17 protein-coding genes, 1 tRNA gene, 1 riboswitch and 1 other annotated feature are annotated in these 19,975 nt (G+C 51.7%); of the genes, 15 read left to right on the top strand and 3 right to left on the bottom strand.

Annotated features, from left to right (window positions below):
• Nucleotides 1-47: 47 nt before the first annotated feature.
• Complete coding sequence (locus tag B5G27_RS15090; protein ID WP_087179672.1) at nt 48-1,175, bottom strand: MFS transporter; 1,128 nt, start codon at nt 1,173-1,175, stop codon at nt 48-50.
• Nucleotides 1,176-1,212: 37 nt separating this feature from the next.
• On the bottom strand, nt 1,213-2,445 hold the full coding sequence (locus B5G27_RS15085) for a DUF6070 family protein (protein WP_242958336.1): 1,233 nt from the start codon (nt 2,443-2,445) through the stop codon (nt 1,213-1,215).
• Nucleotides 2,446-2,655: 210 nt separating this feature from the next.
• Between B5G27_RS15085 and B5G27_RS15080 the strand changes: the two genes are divergently transcribed.
• The 14 genes from B5G27_RS15080 to B5G27_RS15010 all read left to right on the top strand — a co-directional run bounded on the left by B5G27_RS15080 (nt 2,656) and on the right by B5G27_RS15010 (nt 16,069).
• Nucleotides 2,656-3,495, top strand: a complete 840-nt coding sequence (locus B5G27_RS15080; RefSeq protein WP_087179671.1) for an AraC family transcriptional regulator — start codon at nt 2,656-2,658, stop codon at nt 3,493-3,495.
• Between the two features lie 110 nt (nt 3,496-3,605).
• Complete coding sequence (locus tag B5G27_RS15075; RefSeq protein WP_087179670.1) at nt 3,606-5,090, top strand: L-fucose/L-arabinose isomerase family protein; 1,485 nt, start codon at nt 3,606-3,608, stop codon at nt 5,088-5,090.
• 38 nt (nt 5,091-5,128) lie between these two features.
• Nucleotides 5,129-6,583, top strand: coding sequence for a xylulokinase (gene xylB / locus B5G27_RS15070; protein ID WP_087179669.1), 1,455 nt, complete (start codon nt 5,129-5,131; stop codon nt 6,581-6,583).
• A gap of 101 nt (nt 6,584-6,684) precedes the next feature.
• Nucleotides 6,685-6,757, top strand: a tRNA-Gly gene (locus B5G27_RS15065).
• Nucleotides 6,758-6,974: 217 nt separating this feature from the next.
• On the top strand, nt 6,975-7,409 hold the full coding sequence (locus tag B5G27_RS15060) for a MarR family winged helix-turn-helix transcriptional regulator (protein WP_087179668.1): 435 nt from the start codon (nt 6,975-6,977) through the stop codon (nt 7,407-7,409).
• A gap of 92 nt (nt 7,410-7,501) precedes the next feature.
• Complete coding sequence (gene thyA, locus B5G27_RS15055; RefSeq protein ID WP_087179667.1) at nt 7,502-8,350, top strand: thymidylate synthase; 849 nt, start codon at nt 7,502-7,504, stop codon at nt 8,348-8,350.
• A gap of 84 nt (nt 8,351-8,434) precedes the next feature.
• Entirely contained in the window at nt 8,435-8,923 is a 489-nt protein-coding gene (locus B5G27_RS15050; protein ID WP_087179676.1) for a dihydrofolate reductase, read from the top strand.
• Nucleotides 8,910-10,079: a metal ABC transporter solute-binding protein, Zn/Mn family gene (locus tag B5G27_RS15045; RefSeq protein WP_242958335.1), complete on the top strand. Its 1,170-nt coding sequence runs from the start codon at nt 8,910-8,912 to the stop codon at nt 10,077-10,079. The genes B5G27_RS15050 and B5G27_RS15045 overlap by 14 nt, the downstream gene beginning before the upstream one ends.
• Entirely contained in the window at nt 10,070-10,804 is a 735-nt protein-coding gene (locus tag B5G27_RS15040) for a metal ABC transporter ATP-binding protein (protein WP_087179666.1), read from the top strand. Before B5G27_RS15045 ends, B5G27_RS15040 begins: the two co-directional genes overlap by 10 nt.
• Nucleotides 10,797-11,624: a metal ABC transporter permease gene (locus B5G27_RS15035; RefSeq protein WP_087179665.1), complete on the top strand. Its 828-nt coding sequence runs from the start codon at nt 10,797-10,799 to the stop codon at nt 11,622-11,624. Before B5G27_RS15040 ends, B5G27_RS15035 begins: the two co-directional genes overlap by 8 nt.
• A 124-nt stretch (nt 11,625-11,748) precedes the next feature.
• Nucleotides 11,749-12,186 (top strand): hypothetical protein, encoded by a 438-nt coding sequence (locus B5G27_RS15030; protein ID WP_087179664.1) that lies wholly within the window; start codon nt 11,749-11,751, stop codon nt 12,184-12,186.
• 140 nt (nt 12,187-12,326) lie between these two features.
• Nucleotides 12,327-12,581, top strand: a binding site (T-box leader).
• A 116-nt stretch (nt 12,582-12,697) separates the two neighbouring features.
• Nucleotides 12,698-14,416 carry a biosynthetic-type acetolactate synthase large subunit gene (ilvB, locus tag B5G27_RS15020; RefSeq protein ID WP_087179662.1) on the top strand — a complete coding sequence of 573 codons (1,719 nt, stop codon included), beginning with the start codon at nt 12,698-12,700 and terminating at the stop codon, nt 14,414-14,416.
• A gap of 19 nt (nt 14,417-14,435) precedes the next feature.
• The gene (ilvN, locus tag B5G27_RS15015) at nt 14,436-14,945 is read left to right on the top strand and encodes an acetolactate synthase small subunit (protein WP_087179661.1); all 510 of its coding nucleotides are present in this window, start codon (nt 14,436-14,438) and stop codon (nt 14,943-14,945) included.
• 98 nt (nt 14,946-15,043) lie between these two features.
• Entirely contained in the window at nt 15,044-16,069 is a 1,026-nt protein-coding gene (locus B5G27_RS15010) for a branched-chain amino acid aminotransferase (RefSeq protein WP_087179660.1), read from the top strand.
• 219 nt (nt 16,070-16,288) lie between these two features.
• Here B5G27_RS15010 and mgtE read toward each other — a convergent pair whose 3' ends face one another.
• Complete coding sequence (mgtE, locus tag B5G27_RS15005) at nt 16,289-17,620, bottom strand: magnesium transporter (RefSeq protein ID WP_087179659.1); 1,332 nt, start codon at nt 17,618-17,620, stop codon at nt 16,289-16,291.
• A gap of 434 nt (nt 17,621-18,054) precedes the next feature.
• Between mgtE and B5G27_RS15000 the strand changes: the two genes are divergently transcribed.
• Nucleotides 18,055-19,392 carry an IS110 family transposase gene (locus tag B5G27_RS15000; protein WP_087178827.1) on the top strand — a complete coding sequence of 446 codons (1,338 nt, stop codon included), beginning with the start codon at nt 18,055-18,057 and terminating at the stop codon, nt 19,390-19,392.
• Between the two features lie 228 nt (nt 19,393-19,620).
• A riboswitch (M-box (ykoK) riboswitch) is annotated at nt 19,621-19,791 on the bottom strand.
• Between the last annotated feature and the right edge of the window lie 184 nt (nt 19,792-19,975).

The raw sequence follows: 19,975 nt of genomic DNA, 5'->3' as shown, positions 1-19,975 counted from the left end.
AAAATGTCCATATTCTTCGGGATTGTCTCCGTCTTGTTTGTCAGGAGTCAAAAATCGGTATTAACCGACAGCCCCTTCGGGTTATCGCCTGCGTGTGCGGATATCAGTCCCACGAAGGACGGACCGCCGGAACATCCCAGGTCTCCGGCCAGCGCCATGAGGGCGAACAGCGCGGTACCGCCTCCTTTCAGGACGGATGCGCCGATGCTGAACGCGCCGGGCCACATGATCCCCACGGAAAAGCCGCAGATCCCGCAGCCCAGAAGGCTCAGAGCAGGCAGCGGGGAAAGTGAGATCATGCAGTAGGAGAAAATGCAGAGCGCGCCGCTTAAGATCATTGCTTTTTTCAGATTTAATTTCTCTCCGAAAAAGCCGTAAAGCAGCCGGGAGCTTCCCATGCACACGGCAAAAAACATGGGACCGGCCAGGTCTCCGATAGACTTGCTCACTCCCAGCCCCTGCTCGGCAAATGCAGAAGCCCACTGGCTGACTGCCTGTTCGCTGGCGCCGGCGCAGGTCATGATGACCATAAGAATCCAAAAAGCCGGCTTCTTAAGTACAGCGCCTAGCGGAAGGCCTTCTTCATCTTCGGCAATGAGAGGACAGAGAGGAGCCTTGCGGAATACAAAGAGATTGTAAAGAGGGACCAGTGCCCAGAGGACCGCCATGATCTTCCAGCTGCCCAGTCCGAACAAGGCAAAAAATATGGTCGATATCAGAACCACAGCCACATGTCCCCAGCAGTAGAAAGAGTGCAGGAGGCTCATGGTCTTCTCTTTATTCTTTGTTGGAAGTGCCTCCACGATCGGGATGAGCATGACTTCCAGAAGCCCTCCGCCCAGCGCGTAGATCGCGACGGACAGGAGAAGCCCGGCGAACGGGGAGGGCAGGATCTCTGGCAGGAACGTCAGGCAGACAAGCCCTGCCGCGGCAGCGGCGTGGGCGATCACCATGGACGCGCGGTAGCCGATCCGGTCGATGAATCCAGCGGACAGACAGTCCACCAGGAGCTGGATCAGGAAATTGACCGTGATCAGCAGGGTGATGCTGCGCATGGAGATGTGATACGAGCTCTGAAAGGTCAGGAATAAGAGAGGGATAAAATTATTGACGATCGCCTGGATCACATAGCCTGTATAGCATGCGGTGAGGGTGCGGTTGTAGGTCTGTTTCATGGAAGAAAGCCTCCTTGTGTGTATATAGCTGGATTCATTACCGGTATCTGTAATTCCACTCCTCTTCCGTAAGCCTTGGAGTGAACCATGTGCCGCTGATCCCTTCTGTGGTCCCGGTCACGCGATTGGAGACATATTGAAAGCTTCCGTCCGGCAGGGGGCGTACAACGAGTTCGCTGATGACTGCCTGGTCGGTGAGGTTCGTAGTCTGGACTGCCTGCACGGTCAGTTTCAGAGTACCGTCCGGCCGGGTCTCATACGCAGTAACTTCGGGATAGGGCGAGTAGGGGTATTCTGCATCCTCCAGCCCTCTTGGACGGTACTGGTAAGTATCACTCTCGGGATAGTATACGGCGCGGGATCTTATGGTATCCGTGCTGATATTCAGATAGGACTGAAGCACGCTGTCAAATTCGGATGCGGGGATTTCATATTCCGCCCCGGTGTATTCGTATGGGTAGGGTGCCTCCGTGCCGTATTTCATCCGGTACATCAGATCATACAGATCATAGAAATTCAAGGAGCCGAAACCGTCAGATTCGCTCCAGTCCGAGATCAGGACATTATTTCTGTTATAGCCCACGGGCATCACATATTTCCGGTTGTATTCCCTGCAGTCAGAGTCCAGCGGCTTGACGCGGATGCCGATCTCCCCGGGCGGGCCGTCATACCCGGGCATCCGGTACTGGTCGAAAAAGAAATAGCCGCTTTCTGTGTAACACCATTTCTCGGCGGTAAATGCCTCGTAATAGCCTGCCTTCGGCGAGCCGTCATCCCAGTAGAGGGTGCATCTCCGCACGCTGATGCTGCCGTCCTGTGTCCGCAGGTCATAGTATATAACGCTTCCGCCTTCCATGACAAGGAGAACAGTGGCATCCGCTTCTTCTCCGGCTCCTGCGGCGGACAGGAAGTCTTCCAGTATTTCGGAGTTTTCCATATTGATCTGATTATCAGCGTCAGAAGCACAGCAGCCCTTTTCGCCCAACCGGGTGATGATCTCCTCCTGTGTTTCAAGAGAGTTAAGTGCACCTGACTGGGAAGCCTGTTCATAGATATCCTGAAAGCTGTCCGCGGTTTCCAGACAGGAAGCGTACAGAGCGGTTTCTTCTGGATCGGATCGGTCCGGGCTGTTTGAGGATCCTGTATCCCGGGCCGGATCTTCGGGAAAAGTATCCGATGGGGACTGTGTACAGCCTGTCAGTGTGAAAGTAGTGCAGGCAAGGAACAGAACAACGGATCTGATAAAACCTGACAGGGATGAGTGATTCATGATCGGTCCTCCTTAAAGCTTTTTTATAAATATTACAATTGTAGTATTTAAAAGTCAAGATGAAGAACGAAAAAAGATACAGGACGGATGCGGTATACGAAACTCTGCTGGAATGTTATACTTGCTTATATGAATAGATACTGACACGGGAATGTAAACAGGATCCTCTATCCAGGCTATGGGATCCGAAATATCAGAAGGAGTATCTCTATGCAGTTTTCACATGAATTGATCGTACCGGAACCGGGTTTTCCTTTTAAGCTTTTTATTTTTGAAGGAAGAGATGGAAATTACCGAAGAGACAGACACTGGCACCGCTCGGTAGAGATTTTTGCCGTGTGCAGCGGGGAACTTGGATTTTATATTGATGACAGGCTCTGGCATTTGAGTGCAGGAGAATTCTTGATCGTGAATTCCAATGAGGTGCATTCCGTGGACTCTCCTCTGCCGAATGAGACGATCGTTCTCCAGATCCCGCTTGAGCTGTTTGAGGATTATTTTACCGGAGAGCAGTTTATCTGGTTCACACACGAGCCGGGGAAGCGGGATGAGAGGTTCATGGAACTGATGAGAGAATTGTACCAGCTATATGAGGAAAAGACATGCGGGTATGATATGAAGATGATGAGCGTATTTTATGATATCCTATATTATCTGGTAAAAGATTACCGGCTGCCTGAGACCGGGCAGGATTATGTGAGGAAAAATAAAACACTGGACAGGCTGTCCGGGATCACTTCTTATATGAAAGAAAATTACAGGAACAGTCTCAGTCTTGAGAAAGTGGCGGAAGAGTTCGGATATTCCCCTACTTACCTGTCGCGCATGTTTCAGAAGTACGCAGGGATCACATTTAAAGATCATGTGCAGAATATCCGTCTTGGACATGCGGTGAAAGATCTTGAAAGCAGGGAGTACAGTATCACAGAGGCTGCGATCCGCAATGGATTTTCAGGCAGCAAGGCGCTTGCCCGGGCATTTCGGAAGAAGTATGGGATTCTGCCAAGCGAATATAGGGCGCAGAGAGAGCGAAAATCATCGAAAGGATAAGAAATGGGCATAAAAAGGCTAATTATTCGGTCGTAAAGCGGAGGATAAGTTGATAAAATGACATTATAGGTGCATGGAAATGCAAAGTCAGAGAAAGGGAGGAGCATAACATGAACAATATGCCGGAATTAAAGATCGGAGTCGTGGCGGTCAGCAGGGACTGTTTCCCGGAGAGCCTGTCCGTGAACAGGAGAAGGGCGCTGATCGACGCGTACACGAAGAAATACGGAGAGGGGACAGTCTATGAATGTCCGGTCTGCATCGTGGAGAGCGAGATCCACATGGTGCAGGCACTCGAGGATATCAGGAGGGCAGGCTGCAATGCGCTGGCCGTATACCTGGGAAATTTCGGACCGGAGATCTCAGAGACGCTGCTGGCAAAGCATTTTGACGGACCGAAGATGTTTATCGCCGCGGCGGAGGAGACCCAGGACGACTTAATACAGGGGCGCGGGGACGCATACTGCGGGATGCTCAACGCCAGCTACAACCTGAAGCTTCGGGGTGTAAAGGCGTACATACCAGAGTATCCGGTCGGGACTGCGGAGGAATGTGCGGATATGATCCATGAGTTTGAGCCCATCGCCAGGGCTGTGATCGGGCTGAACAGCCTGAAGATCATCAGCTTCGGGCCCCGCCCGCTGAATTTCCTCGCGTGCAACGCGCCGATCCAGCAACTTTACAATATCGGGGTGGAAATCGAGGAAAACTCAGAGCTGGATCTCTTTGAGGCGTTTAACAGACATGCGGGAGATGAAAGGATATCGGCTGTTGTAAAAGAGATGGAAGAGGAGCTCGGAGAAGGCAATAAAAAGCCGGAGATCCTGCAAAAGCTCGCCCAGTATGAGCTTACGCTCACAGACTGGGTGGAGGAGCACAGGGGATATCGGAAATACGTGGCGATCGCGGGGAAATGCTGGCCTGCGTTCCAGACACAGTTCGGGTTCGTGCCGTGCTATGTGAACAGCCGTCTTGCAGCGCGGGGGATCCCGGTATCCTGCGAAGTGGATATTTACGGGTGCTTAAGCGAGTTCATCGGAACTGTCGTAAGCCAGGATGCGGTGACACTGCTTGATATCAACAATACGGTTCCGGCGGATATGTTTAAAGAGAGCATCGAAGGGAAGTTCCCGTATACGCAGAAGGATGTCTTCATGGGGTTCCACTGCGGCAATACTGCTTCTTCCAAGCTCTGTTCCTGCGAGATGGGGAATCAGCTGATCATGGCGAGGACCCTGCCGGAGGAAGTGACACAGGGGACGCTGGAAGGCGATATCATCCCGGGGGATATTACGTTTTACCGCCTGCAGAGCACATCAGATAATCTCCTGCGCGCGTATGTGGCCCAGGGCGAGGTGCTGCCCGTGAAGACCAGATCGTTCGGCTCTATCGGTGTGTTCGCGATCCCGGAGATGGGGCGCTTTTACCGCCATGTGCTGATCGAGAAGAATTATCCGCATCACGGCGCGGTGGCGTTCGGACATCACGGGAAAGCGTTGTTTGAAGTATTTAAATATATCGGCGTCCCGGTCGGAGAGATCGGATATAACCAGCCGAAGGGAGTGAGGTATCCGACGGAAAATCCGTGGGGATAGGATACAGATATAAGAAATCATAACGGAGAGGCAATGACATGCTGTTTATAGGGATAGATCTGGGAACATCGGCGGTAAAGCTGCTGCTGATGGATGAGGATGGAAGCATACATAAGGTTGTGTCAAAGGAATATCCGCTGTATTTCCCCAGGCCGGGATGGGCGGAGCAGGACCCGGAGGACTGGTTTGCGCAGACTGTGGAAGGGTTAAAGGAACTGATTTCGGAATGTGAGAAGAGTCAGGTGCAGGGGATCAGCTTCGGCGGGCAGATGCACGGGCTCGTGGCACTGGACGAGGATGACAGGGTGATCCGCCCGGCGATCCTGTGGAATGACGGGCGTTCAGCAGATCAGACAGAGTATCTGAACAATGTTGTCGGGAGGAAGACACTCTCAAGACATACCGGGAATATCGCATTTGCAGGGTTTACTGCTCCAAAGATACTCTGGATGAAAGACAATGAACCCGAAAATTTTGCCAGGATCAGAAAGATCATGCTCCCGAAAGATTATCTGGCATACCGGCTTTCGGGAACATTCTGTACAGACTATTCCGATGCGTCAGGCACGCTCCTTCTCGATGTGGAACATAAATGCTGGTCCGGGGAGATGCTCAGGCTCTGCGGGATCGCGCGGGAGCAGCTCCCCGGGCTGTATGAGAGCTGGGAGCCTGTGGGGACATTGAAGCCGGAAGTGGCAGCAGAGCTGGGGCTGACGGAAGACGTGAAGATCATTGCCGGGGCAGGGGACAATGCCGCCGCGGCAGTCGGTACGGGGACCGTGGGAGACGGAAAATGTAATCTCTCTCTGGGCACTTCTGGCACGTTGTTTATTTCGCGGGGGAAGTTCGGCGTGGATGAAAATAATGCGCTTCATTCGTTCGCGCATGCGGATGGTCATTATCATCTCATGGGATGTATGCTCAGTGCGGCGTCCTGCAATAAATGGTGGATGGATGAGATCCTGAAGACAAAAGATTATGCAGGGGAGCAGGCGGATGCAGCCGGACTCGGAGAGAATCAGGTATTTTTTCTCCCCTATCTGATGGGCGAGCGCTCTCCGCATAATGATCCGGACGCAAGGGCTGCATTTATCGGCATGAGTATGGATACGACCCGGGCGGATATGACTCTTGCTGTTCTGGAGGGCGTCGCTTTCGGCCTGCGGGATTCGCTGGAGGCGGCGAGGAGTATCGGCGCGGCGCCGAAGAGGACTATGCTCTGCGGCGGAGGCGCAAGAAGCCCGCTGTGGAGAAAGATCATAGCGAATGTCATGGATATGAAAGTGGATCTTATCGAGAGCGAGGAGGGCCCGGGGTACGGGGCAGCGATCCTGGCGGCAGTGGGATGTGGTGTGTTCCCCTCTGTTGAAATGGCGGCAGAGAAATTGGTGAAGGTTATTTCTACCGTGGAGCCGGAAGAAGAGCTGGTTGAAAAATATGAGAGGCAGTATCGGAAATTTGTGGGATTTTATCCCGCGCTGAAGCGGCTGTAAAGGGTTTGCAAAAAACTTGCAAAAAAACTTTAAAAAAGCTGTTGACATTTCCTGGACCTTATAGTATAGTATTTATTGTTCCGGTCAGGAACACAGGAAATGCGACAGTGGCTCAGTTGGTAGAGTACGACCTTGCCAAGGTCGGGGTCGCGGGTTCGAACCCCGTCTGTCGCTCTGAAAGAAGCACCTGATATCTCAGAAGAGATGCGGGTGCTTTTTCGTATGTCCGATATAGTATTTTACAGCATTTACTGACCAGATGTATTAAGAACACAGGATGTTGAAGATAATCATCATTCACAGGGCTTTTTTGCGGGAGCATTCTATGCTATACTGAGGACTGATTGGAAATCAGAGATAATCAGCTTTAAGAAGATACGGAGAGAGGAAAATGGAGCGGCGCGGCAGGCCAATGGGCTTTTTGATCAAGCAGATCAATAATGTATTTGAAAAAGAATTGAATGAGCGGCTGCGTGACACAGGGATCACGTCCTCACAGTGCGCGGTGCTTGATTACCTGTTCCATACGAGCAAAGAGGAAGTGAGCCAGCGGGATGTAGAGAAGAATCTGAACCTCAAAAACCCGACTGTGACCGGGATCTTAAAGAGACTGGACGAGAAAGGGTATATCCTGTGCGTGCCCAATGCAAATGATAAAAGGAAGAAAAATATCTATCTTACGGAAAAGGCATATGATATCCAGAGACGGATGGAATCGGACAGGAGAAAGCTGGACCGGGAACTGACCCGCGGGATGACAAAGCGGGAAGTGGAGGCGCTGCGGAGATATTTGGAAAAGTTGTTGTACAATATTGCAGATCCGTGATGATTGACAGACGATTTGAGGAAAAGGGGTCAGACCCCTGTTAAGAGGGGTCTGACCCCTTTGGGGAGAATTGTCAGAAAAAGGAGAATATTATGAGCTACGCAGACAAAGTTTTTATCGACATGTGCAGAGATATTATTGAAAATGGCACGAGTACAGAAGGGGAGAAGGTGCGCCCTGTCTGGGAGGACGGCACTTCCGCGTATACGATCAAGAAGTTCGGGGTGGTCAACCGGTATGACCTGTCAAAGGAGTTCCCGGCGCTGACACTGCGGCGCACAGCGATCAAGAGCTGTGTGGACGAGCTTCTGTGGATCTGGCAGAAGAAGTCCAATAATGTGAATGAATTAAAGAGCCATATCTGGGACAGCTGGGCGGACGAGAGCGGTTCTATTGGCAAGGCATACGGCTATCAGATGGGGGTGAAGCATCAGTACAAGGAAGGGATGATGGACCAGACGGACCGGGTGATCTATGATCTGAAGAATAACCCGTACAGCCGCCGGATCATGACGAATATCTATGTGCATCAGGACCTGCATGAAATGAACCTGTATCCGTGCGCGTACAGCATGACGTTTAACGTGACGAAGGAGAAAGACAGTGATGTCCTGACTCTGAACGGTATCCTGAACCAGAGATCCCAGGACGTCCTGACTGCGAATAACTGGAATGTCTGCCAGTATGCGGTGCTGATCTACATGCTGGCGCAGGTGTGCGGCATGAAGCCCGGAGAGTTTGTCCATGTGATGGCGGACGCACATATCTATGACAGACATGTGCCCATGATCGAGGAGCTGATCTCAAGGGAGCCTCTTCCGGCGCCGACATTCTGGCTGAACCCGGAGATCAAAGACTTCTATGACTTTACGCCGGATGACGTGAGGCTGGACCATTATGAGACTCATCCGCAGATCAAAAATATCCCGGTCGCGGTGTAGGCGGATTTAAATGAAGAATAAAGCCGCCGGAAGAAAAGCGTTATGCTCCGGGAAGTGAAGAGCCAGAGAAAGAAAGGAAATATTATGAAAGCAATATTATCAGCAGATAAAAACTGGGGGATCGGATATCAGAACAAACTGCTTGTCAGCATTCCTTCGGATATGAAGTTTTTCAGGGAGACGACGACAGGAAATGTGGTGGTAATGGGGCGTAAGACACTGGAGAGTTTCCCCAACGGGCTTCCGCTTAAGAACCGCGTAAACATCGTGCTCACGGGGAATCAGAGTTATCAGGTGAAGGACGCGGTGATCGTGCACTCACAGGATGAGCTGTTGGAGGAACTGAAGAAATACGATACGGAAAGAGTGTATGTGATCGGCGGGGAGAGCGTTTACCGGATGATGCTTCCCTTCTGCGACACGGTTTTTGTGACCAAGATCGACCGTGCGTTCCAGGCGGACACATTTTTCCCGAACCTGGATGAGATGGAAGAATGGGAGATGACGGAGGAAGGGGAAGAGCAGACTTGCTTTGACCTGGAGTTCCGTTTTACGAAATATGAGAGAAAATAAGAAGATAAAGAGATACATTAAGCCGACTCGGATATTCAGCTGGCTTAAATCAGTTATGCTCCTGTCTGTGGCAGTGCTCGCGTCCGTGTCGCTCCTTACCGCCTGCAGCACGCAGAAAGACAGCGGGCAGCAGGGCAGTAAACACCAGGGCGGCGCACAGCAAAACAGCGATCAGACTGCCAGCGGGCAGCAGGGCAGTGACCAGCAGAGCGGAGAAAACGGGCGGTCAGAAGCAAGGATCAGCGTGGTGACCACGATCTTTCCGCCTTATGACTTTGTCCGGGAGATCGCGGGAGACCGTGTGGAGCTGAAAATGCTTTTAAAACCTGGGGAGGAGAGCCATTCCTATGAGCCGACTCCCCAGGATATCATTGCGATACAGGAGAGCGATGTTTTTATCTACACAGGCGGGGAAAATGACGTCTGGGTGGAGGATATCTTAAGCTCCATGCCGGAAGGCGGCCGTCTGACGCTTCGGATGATCGACTGCGTGGATACCGTTGAAGAGGAGCACGTTGAGGGGATGAAAGAATCCCCCGGCCATGACCATGATGACCATGAGGAGGATGACGCGGATCCTTACGGCGGGGAAGCAGGGGAGGATACACATTCTGTCCATGAGATCGACGAGCATGTGTGGACCTCTCCGGTAAACGCTGCTCTGATCGTGGAGAGGATCAAAGAAATCCTGATCCAGGCAGATCCGTCCGGCGAAGCGGTTTATGAGGAGAATGCGGCGGCATATGAGGAAGAGCTGGCGAAGCTGGACCAGGAATTCCGCGATGTGGCGGACCATGCCCGGAGAAAGCTCCTGATCTTTGGCGACCGCTTCCCGTTCCGGTATTTTGCGGACGAGTATGGTCTGGACTATTATGCCGCGTTCCCGGGATGTGCGGGCGACACTGAGCCGAGCGCTGCGACGATGGCATTCCTGATCGACAAGGTGAAAGAGGAGAAGGTTCCCGCTGTACTGAAGATGGAGCTGAGCAATGACGATATTGCTAATGCCATCGCAGAGGCGACTGGGACAGAGGTGAAAGTATTTTACAGCTGCCACAATCTGTCGGCGGAAGATTTTGAGAGCGGAGAGACTTATCTGAGTATGATGCAGAAAAACGTGGAGACGCTGAAGGAGGTTTTGAACGGATGGCGCTGATCAGATGTGAGGATGTTTCCATCGGATATGAGGGGCAGACAGTAGTGCGCGACCTGGATTTTTCCATCGGCGCAGGGGATTATCTCTGTATCGTCGGAGAAAATGGTTCCGGGAAGAGCACCCTTGTGAAGAGCCTTCTCGGGCTGAAAAATGTAGAAAAGGGGCGTATCATCTACGGAGATGGGCTGAAGAAAAACGAGATCGGATACCTGCCTCAGCAGACAGACACGCAGAAGGATTTTCCGGCCAGCGTGTACGAGGTGGTCCTCTCAGGGAGGCTGAACAGCCGCGGGCTTAAGCCTTTTTATACAAATGCGGACAAAAAGGCGGCGGAAGAGAAACTGGAGCTTCTGGGGATCCGGGATCTGGCGAAGCAGTGCTACCGGGAACTGTCCGGGGGACAGAAGCAGAGGGCTCTCCTTGCGCGCGCGCTCTGTGCTACGAAGACAATGCTCCTGCTGGATGAGCCTGTGACCGGGCTCGATCCCATCGTGACGGCAGAATTCTATCAGCTTATCCGCAGGATCAACCGGGAGTCCGGCATCGCGGTAGTGATGGTCTCCCATGATATCGAGAGCGCGGTGGAGGACGCAAGCCACATCCTGCACCTCCAGGAGAAGATGCTTTTCTTCGGGACAGCGGAGGAATACAGGAAGAGCCGGATCGGAAGGAGATTCCTGGAAGGAGCGGATAAAGCAGAAAACGGAGGTGAACGCCATGCTTGAAAATGTGATCGAGATGTTTTCCTATCCGTTCATGGTGCGGGCGTTCATTGTGGGCGCGCTCGTGGCGCTGTGCTCTTCCCTTCTGGGAGTGAGCCTTGTGCTGAAACGCTATTCCATGATCGGGGACGGGCTTTCCCATGTGGGATTCGGCGCCCTCGCCGTGGCGGCGGCGCTGAACGCGGCTCCTCTTGCCGTGGCGATCCCGGTGGTCATCGTTGCGGCGGTCCTGCTCCTGCGCATCCGGGGGAACAGCCGGATCAAAGGCGACGCGGCGATCGCGCTGATCTCCACCAGCTCGCTTGCAGTGGGCGTCATGGTGATCTCCATGACAACAGGAATGAATACAGATGTGTACAACTATATGTTCGGGAGTATCCTTGCCATGAGCGCAGGGGACGTCAGGCTGAGCGTGGTGCTGGCAGTGATCGTGCTGGCGCTGTATGTATTTTTTTACCACAAGATCTTTGCCATTACATTTGACGAGACATTTGCCCAGGCGACCGGTGTGAAGGCAGACCTGTACAACACGCTGATCGCGATCCTGACGGCGGTCACCATCGTGCTGGGGATGCGGATGATGGGGGCGCTCCTGATCTCAAGCCTGATCATTTTCCCGGCGCTCACATCCATGCGGGTGTGCAGGACATTTAAAAGCGTCATCATCAATTCTGCTGTGATCTCTGTCGTATGCCTGGTCATCGGGATCACGGTTTCCTATGTATGGGCGACTCCTGCGGGAGCGAGCGTAGTCATGGCGAATATAGCGGCGCTTCTCCTGTATACCATTTTCGGGACTGTGAAGAACCGGGGTACAAAATAGAAAATCCGGCTTTGCCCGGCATGCAACAAAATCTTCTTTCAGAGGCTCTGATATATAGAAACAGAAAAAGATACAGCGGCAGAAAATGACCGGAGTTTGTCTGGAAGGGGGAGGAGGATGCGTTATGGGAAAAAGAACAGATAAGAAGATGCGCATTGCAGTGTTCACAGTTATTGCCCTCGTTTTACTCGTCCTTATCGGTATCCTGGCTTACTGGAAGATCCCGTCCCGGCGGGAGAGCATGACTTGGGCGCGCAATCTGGAAGCGTCCGATGTGGCGCAGATCGAGATGACCGTCATGCCTTCAGCAGAAGATGAAAGGCACCGGAGCTTTGAGGAAGAGGAGTTTGGGGACGTTGTCAGCCTGATCAACCAGAGTACCGGAAGGTATATCAGAGATCCGGAGCCAATAATGGGGATGTCCAGGACACTGTATATCACAATGAAGGACGGCACAGAGCACACGGTGAGCTATAATGGGTATCTTGTGATCGACGGGGACAGTTATGCGGATGGTATTCACGGGTATTCTGAGGATGGGGAAAGTCTGGAAAAAGAGTAGAATATTCTGACAGCTTTGGCAAAAGGGGTCAGACCCCTGTTAAGAGGGGTCTGACCCTTAAAAAAGATCAAGAAAATGCGATTGACAATGATAATTATACACACTATAATGTACTTAAATTTCAGTTTTAAGACCATACATCAAATGCAGTGACAAGGAGGAGTACATAGTTTCCGATGCAAAGAGAGGAGATGGCAGGTGTGAATCTCCGTGAAGAAGTTATGGAAGGTAGCCTTCGAGCAGTGGACTGAACGGCAGAGCGCCAAGTAGGCTCCAACGTGGTTCCCGCGTTACTGGGAAACGGTATCGGATGCAGAGGCATTCCCGTACCGGCAGAGTGCAGAGAGGATTCTCTGAATTTAGGTGGTAACACGGATGGTACATTCGCCCTGAGCATTGTATGCTCAGGGTTTTCTTTTACACTGCACTGTACACGGCTGTGTACGGATATGGACAGACGTATGGATACAGTCGGCGTAAAGGTCTTATACGGGAAAAGGAGGCAGGGAAATTGAGAAAGATCACAGGGAACAAATTACTGGTAAGAGCTTTGAAAGAGGAAGGAGTGGACACGATCTTCGGCTACCCGGGGGCGTGCACCATTGATATCAGCGACGAGCTGTATAAGCAGGATGATATCCGCGTCATCCTCCCGCGCCACGAGCAGGCGTTGGTCCATGAGGCGGACGCGTATGCGAGGACTACGGGTAAGGTGGGGGTCTGCCTTGTCACAAGCGGCCCGGGAGCGACCAACCTGGTCACAGGCCTTGCGACGGCGAATTATGACAGTGTCCCGCTTGTATGTTTTACCGGGCAGGTGGCGAAGCACCTGATCGGGAACGACGCGTTCCAGGAAGTGGATATCGTGGGCATTACCCGGAGCATCACAAAGTACGGGGTGACTGTGCGGAACAGGGAAGATCTGGGGCGGATCATCAAAGAGGCGTTTTATATCGCAAGGACAGGGCGTCCGGGACCGGTGCTCATCGACCTTCCGAAGGATGTGATGGGAGAGCTGGGAAGCCCGGATTACCCGGAGACAGTCAACATCCGCGGCTATAAGCCGAATACGAGCGTCCACATGGGTCAGTTAAAGCGCGCGCTGAAGATGCTGAAAAAAGCGAAAAAGCCGTTATTCCTCGCAGGGGGCGGCGTGAATATCGCGCGGGCGAACCAGGTGTTTACGGAAGTGGTCGAAAAGACGAATGTGCCGGTCGTGACGACGATCATGGGAAGGGGAGCGATCCCGACGAACCATCCGCTGTTTATCGGCAATCTGGGGATGCACGGGCAGTATGCGGCGAACATGGCGGTCGGGGAGTGCGACCTGCTCTTCTCCATCGGGACCAGGTTTAATGACCGTATCACGGGAAAGCTCCACGCATTTGCTCCGAATGCGGAGATCGTACACATTGATATTGACACAGCATCCATCTCGAGGAACATCCATGTACATGTGCCTATCGTGGCGGATGCCCTGGAAGCGGTCACTAAGATGAACGAGTATGTAGAACCGTGTGAGACCTCAGAATGGCTGGAGCGGATCCGGGAGTGGAAGGCAGAGCACCCGCTCACCATGAAGAACCACAGCCATATGACTCCCATGGACATTATCGAAGAAATGAACCGCCAGTTTGACGATGCGATCATCGCAACGGACGTGGGACAGCATCAGATGTTCGTCACCCAGTACGCGGAGATCACAGAGAAGAAGCAGCTCGTCACATCCGGCGGACTGGGAACGATGGGTTACGGCTTCCCCGCTGCCATCGGCGCGAAGCTGGGCAATCCCGACAAGACGGTCATCGCAATCTCCGGGGACGGGGGCATGCAGATGAATATCCAGGAATTCGCCACCGCGGTCCTGGAGGAGCTGCCGCTCATCCTGTGCGTATTCAACAATGAATATCTGGGCATGGTGCGCCAGTGGCAGAAGCTGTTCTACGGAAAGAGATACGGCATGACCAATCTGCGCGCAGGCGCTCTCTACCGCAGGACCAACGGGGAGCAGATGCCGGAGTACACACCGGATTTTGTAAAGCTGGCGGAGAGCTACGGTGCGAAAGGGATCCGCGTGACAAAGAAAGAAGAGATCGCTGCGGCGTTTGAGGCGGCAAAGGCAGAGACAAAGGTCCCGACACTGATCGAATTTATCATAGATCCCGAAGATTTAGTCTATCCGATGATCCAGCCCGGCGGCACGCTGGAAGAGATGATCATCGACTGCTGATGGAAAGGAGAGCGTAAGAATGGATAACGGCATGAAAAAGAGATGGATCTCTCTCTATGTGGAGAACCAGGTGGGCGTACTTTCGAAGATATCAGGGCTTTTTTCCGGGAAATCTTACAACCTGGACAGCCTGACTGTGGGAACGACAGAGGATCCCACAGTCTCCAGGATGACCATCGCCACGGTCAGTGACGACGAGACATTTGAGCAGATCAAAAAACAGCTGAACCGTATGGTTGAGGTCATAAAGGTCATTGACTTTACGGATATCTTCGTGAGGATGAAGGAAATCCTCTATGTAAAAGTATTTAACTGTACGCCGGCGGCGAAAGTAGAAGTATTCCAGATCGCGGAGACATTTAAGGCAAAGGTCATCGATTACGGGCGGGACAGCGTGCTCGTGGAGTTCGTGCAGACTGCGACAAAGAACGACGCGGTGGTGAAACTGATGAAGGAAGAGTTCAAACGGATTGAGGTCGTAAGAGGCGGAAGCGTGGGCATCGAGTCCATCAGTATGATGGAAAGGTAAAAAACAGAGCGCACTCTTGATTTTTCTTAACCACAGTATTATAATGTCACCAGAACAAATGAAAGGCCTGTTTTGACCGGAGGAATGGAGGATTCACAATGGAGAAGAAAAATATTGACTGGGAAAATCTCGGGTTTGGCTATATACAGACAGACAAGAGGTATGTATCCAACTATAAGGACGGAAAATGGGATGAAGGAGCGCTTGTCGATGACGCGAACATTACGATGAATGAATGCGCGGGCGTGCTCCAGTATGCGCAGACTGTCTTTGAAGGAATGAAGGCATACACAACAGAAGACGGGCGTATCGTTACCTTCCGCCCGGACCTCAACGCGGCGCGTATGGTAGATTCCGCGAAGCGCCTGGAGATGCCGGTATTCCCGGAGGACCGTTTTGTGGACGCGGTAGTGCAGACAGTAAAGGCAAATGCAGCGTATGTGCCGCCCTATGGTTCCGGCGCGACCCTGTATATCAGACCGTATATGTTCGGCATCAACCCTGTCATCGGAGTGAAGCCTGCGGATGAGTATCAGTTCCGTGTATTCACGACTCCGGTGGGACCGTACTTCAAAGGTGGGGCAAAGCCCATCACGATCTGCGTCTCAGACTTTGACCGCGCGGCGCCGCACGGCACAGGCCATATCAAGGCGGGACTCAACTATGCCATGAGCCTCCATGCGATCGTGACTGCGCACGCAAATGGTTTCGATGAAAATATGTACCTGGATTCCGCGACAAGGACAAAGGTGGAGGAGACCGGCGGGGCGAACTTTATCTTCGTGACAAAGGACAACAAGATCGTTACCCCGCATTCTACAACGATCCTTCCGTCCATCACGAGAAGATCCATCATGTATGTCGCTGAGCACTATCTCGGACTGGAAGTCGAGGAGAGAGACGTATACTTCGACGAAGTAAAAGACTTCGCGGAGTGCGGACTGTGCGGGACAGCGGCAGTGATCTCTCCGGTCGGAAAAGTGGTGGACCACGGCAAAGAGATCTGCTTCCCGAGCGGGATGGAGAAGATGGGACCGGTTACGCAGAAACTGTACGATACGCTGACAGGCATCCAGATGGGACACATCGAGGCTCCGGAAGGATGGCTCAAGGTGATCGAGTAATCAGGCAGAGGCTCTGGAAAACAAAATATAAAAGCTCAGAATGAAAATAAAAGGACAGCCCGTGGAAATCCAGGTTTCAGATCTTCTGGATTTCCACGGGCTGTCCTGCTTTCTGCCATCTTTGCTGCCAGTCCGGGACTTTCTGCCGTCTGCTTTTCCCGCCAGGGATCATCTGCCGGCTGAGCTTTCCGCGCGGATCTGGCATACAGATTTTTCGCTTCACAGATTGAACAGCATTGTCGCTATATTAAAATAGATCAATATCGAACAAGTGTCAACAAGCGTCGTGATCAGGGGCGAGGCCATGATCGCCGGGTCCAGGCGGACTTTCTTTGCCAGGAGCGGCAGGATGCATCCGATCAGCTTGGAGATGATGACCGTGCCGATCAGCGACAGAGCGATCACAAGGGCCAGAGCTGCGTCTTTATACATGATCAGGATCCGCAGTCCGTTCGCCAGTGCGAGCACTACGCTCACGATCAGGGATACACGGAATTCTTTGAAGATGACCCGGAAAATGTCCTTAAAACGGATCTGATCCAGCGCGATCCCGCGGATGATCAGCGTAGCGCTCTGGGAGCCGCAGTTCCCGCCTGTGTCCATGAGCATGGGGATGAAGGATACCAGGATCGGGACCGCTGCAAAGGCATCCTCATATCTGGTGATGATCGTGCCCGTGATGGTGGCGGAAAACATAAGGATCAGCAGCCATACGATCCGGTGCCGCGCGTGCTCGAACACGGACATTTCAAAATAGTCTTTCTCTCCGGGGCTCATGGCCGCCATCTTCGTGATATCCTCGGTCGCCTCGTCCACCATGACGTCCATGGCATCATCGACTGTGACAATGCCCACCATCAGCCCGTCCTGATCCAGGACAGGGAGAGCGAGCAGGTCGTACCTGGTGAAGAGCCGCGCCACTTCCTCCTGGTCTGTGTGCGTGTTCACGGAGATGATCTCCGTCTCCATCAGGTCTCTGATCAGCAGATCATCATCGGAAGTCATCAGGTCTTTGGCGCTGACGATGCCGACCAGTTTTCTCTTATTCGTAACATAGCAGGTGTAGATCGTTTCTTTATGGATCCCGGTCTCTTTGATATGCGCCATGGACTGGGATACAGTCATGGTTTCCCTGATATCTACATATTCTGTGGTCATAATGCTCCCGGCACTGTCGTCGGGATAGTTCAGGAGCTGGTTGATCAGCTTCCGGTCCGGCGCGCTGACCGTATCCAGGATACGGTTCACAAGATTTGCCGGAAGTTCTTCGAGAAGATCCACAGTATCGTCCATGTACAGGTCATCCAGCAGCTCTTTTAACTCTTTCTCCGAAAAGATCTCCACAAGGTATGTCTGCATGGAAGTCTCCATGTTGGAAAATACTTCCGCTGCCTTATCCTTCGGGATGAGGCGGAAGGCGAGAGCAAGCTCACGGTCATCGAGCTCCGAGAGCAGTGAGGCTATGTCCACTTCGTTCATTACATCCAAAATACTTCTCACAGCTTTGAACTGCCGCTGCTGGAGAAGCTTTACAAAAAGTTCTCTGTTCATGATAAGTACCTCTCTTTATGTAATTTTCGTCTTTTAAGCTGCACAAATGACAACCGGCGCCAGAGTCCATAACCTCACCTCCTAGTATGATAATGGTGTAGTCAATAATGACTACGGGTTAATAGTTACAAAGTCTAAATGAATAACTGAAGGAGGGATTCTCTCTCCATCAGAAGTTATTGTTCCTTACCGTGTCTGAGGCTTCCATGATGCATCAGATCAGATCATGAGGTATAATCACTGAGGCAGGGCGATTGACGACGCCTCCTTGGGACCCGGCCTCCCGCCGGGGAAACCTCTTAGAAAGTCTGTCTGTCCATTCGGTGGTGATTTATGGTTTGGCTGGTTGGGAAGCCTCAGGCTATACCTGTATAAGCCGCTAGGTTGTGTATCCACCTTTTGGAAATGGATGCCTGCCGGAAAGGATGTTTACTATGCATTACAAAAGATTACTTACATTGATTGACAGCGTTTCTTCTTACCTCTCTGTCGGCCTTGATGTTGGCGCTGATTTTACCTGGATGTCTATTGCCCTCCCTAACGGTTCTTTTATCGGGAAGCCCTTTAAGATCGTCCATTCTGATCCAAGGTCCAGAGACCTTGCTGTCGCAAAAATAAAAGAAGCACAAGAAACGTATTCTCTCAAAAGCCGCTGCTTCCTTGAGTCTACCGGGATCTACCACATCCCGCTCCTGTGCTTCCTTCGTGATAAGGGGTTTGACTGCTCAGTCATTAATCCTATCATCACTAAGAATAGCACAAATATCAACATAAGGAAACTGCATAATGATAAATTCGACTCGAAAAAGGCTGCCCTTGTCGGCCTGAACGTTTCTCTTAAGACTTCCATCATTCCGGATGATTCCGTTGTCGATCTGAGGAACCTGGTCCGTGATTACTATTATTTCAAGGACCTCCAGTCTGCTGTCGCCCTCAAACTTACTGCGGAACTGAAAGTGTCTTTCCCCGCTTATGCGAAAGTCTTCAGCAAAGTCACCACACAGTCTTCCTTAAAGCTGCTAAGCTCTTATCCTCTTGCTGAAGACATGCTTGCCGCTTCTAAAGACGATATCGTGAAGATCATCCGCAGCACAGCACGTTTTGGCGAAGCTTATGCCCTGCGTAAGTATGACACCATCATTGCTGCCGCACAGGATGCTGCTGTTTTCGGAAGGGCGCTTCCAAGCAATGCTGTCCGCATTCGCCTTTATATCGATACTTACCAGGAATACCAGAAGCATCTGGACGCACTCCTGAAGGCGCTCCACGAGACGGTCGACCGGCTGCAGGATACTTTGATCTACGACCAGATCTGCCTTCTGCAGTCCCTGCGCGGGATCGGTTTCTTAAGCGCAATCGTCCTGATTGCGGAGATGGGCGATTTTAAACTTTTTTCTTCCCCGAAAAAGCTTTATGCTTACTTTGGGCTTGATCCTGCCGTCAAACAGTCTGGGAAACTCAATGGCGATAAAGTCCATATGTCCAAACGTGGCTCCAGCCTTGCCAGACGGGTCCTTCACATGGTCGCGCTCAATAACGTAAAAGTTGATAAGGGAAGCGGCACGCCTGTGAATCCTGTGGTTTACGACTATTACACCCGGAAGTGTTCCGGCAAGAAAAAGACGGTAGCAATGGGCGCTGTCATGCATAAAATCTGCAACATCATTTTTGCCATGCTTCGGGATAACAAACCCTTCGAGGTCATCACTCCGGAGGAGCACTGCAGGCGCTTTGCCGCAGAGCATCCAGATAAGATACGAAAAGCCGCATAATCAGCACGGCATTCTCAATATTTAGTTTGCGACCAATCCAATATATCGGAATGGTCTGTTAAGGTTACCATTTTTTGCGCTATTGTAAAAAATTAATTTTTTTCATATCACCTCTTGACATTTCTTAGCTGGACTTTTTGATCGGTATGTGCGCTGCAAAAGAAAAAGCCCTGTCACTGCCTGAACAATGACGGAGCCACAGAGTTCCATAACAAAAACCATGCCCAATGGAAACATGCATCGTTCAAGCTTTAGCATCACAGGGCATATCAATTGCATTAGGCTGCGCCTTCACGACGCGGCCTGCTGACCATCTAACCGTGTCTCCACGGTCCCGCGGCAGCAATCTTCGGGATAAAATCCCAATCCCTGTGGTAACCTCACCTACCGAAATAATCTGTTGTTTTTACTTGTCCTATTGTAGTCCGGCAGACAGTGTCGTGTCAAGCAGATCTGAAAATTTTTGTTAGATCTGAAAATTTTTTGAGCTTCTGCTGCTGTTCGGGTTTTCAACAGTTGAATCATCAATAAATTCTTACAAACCGCAGAAATGCGGTATTTTTTTGTCAAATTTTATCTTTTT

The sequence above is a fragment of the Lachnoclostridium sp. An76 genome, from assembly GCF_002161355.1.
GTDB lineage: Bacteria > Bacillota > Clostridia > Lachnospirales > Lachnospiraceae > Mediterraneibacter > Mediterraneibacter caccavium.
Note: the sequence above shows the minus strand (reverse complement) of the source record. Positions and strands in the feature narration are given on the sequence as shown.

Bases quoted from the DNA above. Each gene is read 5' to 3' on its own strand.
- B5G27_RS15000 (WP_087178827.1), top strand. From the start codon at position 18,055: ATGCATTACAAAAGATTACTTACATTGATTGACAGCGTTTCTTCTTAC.
- B5G27_RS15075 (WP_087179670.1), top strand. From the start codon at position 3,606: ATGAACAATATGCCGGAATTAAAGATCGGAGTCGTGGCGGTCAGCAGG.
- B5G27_RS15090 (WP_087179672.1), bottom strand. From the start codon at position 1,175: ATGAAACAGACCTACAACCGCACCCTCACCGCATGCTATACAGGCTAT.
- mgtE (WP_087179659.1), bottom strand. From the start codon at position 17,620: ATGAACAGAGAACTTTTTGTAAAGCTTCTCCAGCAGCGGCAGTTCAAA.
- B5G27_RS15040 (WP_087179666.1), top strand. From the start codon at position 10,070: ATGGCGCTGATCAGATGTGAGGATGTTTCCATCGGATATGAGGGGCAG.
- ilvN (WP_087179661.1), top strand. From the start codon at position 14,436: ATGGATAACGGCATGAAAAAGAGATGGATCTCTCTCTATGTGGAGAAC.
- B5G27_RS15010 (WP_087179660.1), top strand. From the start codon at position 15,044: ATGGAGAAGAAAAATATTGACTGGGAAAATCTCGGGTTTGGCTATATA.
- thyA (WP_087179667.1), top strand. From the start codon at position 7,502: ATGAGCTACGCAGACAAAGTTTTTATCGACATGTGCAGAGATATTATT.
- B5G27_RS15050 (WP_087179676.1), top strand. From the start codon at position 8,435: ATGAAAGCAATATTATCAGCAGATAAAAACTGGGGGATCGGATATCAG.
- B5G27_RS15080 (WP_087179671.1), top strand. From the start codon at position 2,656: ATGCAGTTTTCACATGAATTGATCGTACCGGAACCGGGTTTTCCTTTT.
- B5G27_RS15085 (WP_242958336.1), bottom strand. From the start codon at position 2,445: ATGAATCACTCATCCCTGTCAGGTTTTATCAGATCCGTTGTTCTGTTC.
- xylB (WP_087179669.1), top strand. From the start codon at position 5,129: ATGCTGTTTATAGGGATAGATCTGGGAACATCGGCGGTAAAGCTGCTG.
- B5G27_RS15030 (WP_087179664.1), top strand. From the start codon at position 11,749: ATGGGAAAAAGAACAGATAAGAAGATGCGCATTGCAGTGTTCACAGTT.
- B5G27_RS15035 (WP_087179665.1), top strand. From the start codon at position 10,797: ATGCTTGAAAATGTGATCGAGATGTTTTCCTATCCGTTCATGGTGCGG.
- B5G27_RS15045 (WP_242958335.1), top strand. From the start codon at position 8,910: ATGAGAGAAAATAAGAAGATAAAGAGATACATTAAGCCGACTCGGATA.
- B5G27_RS15060 (WP_087179668.1), top strand. From the start codon at position 6,975: ATGGAGCGGCGCGGCAGGCCAATGGGCTTTTTGATCAAGCAGATCAAT.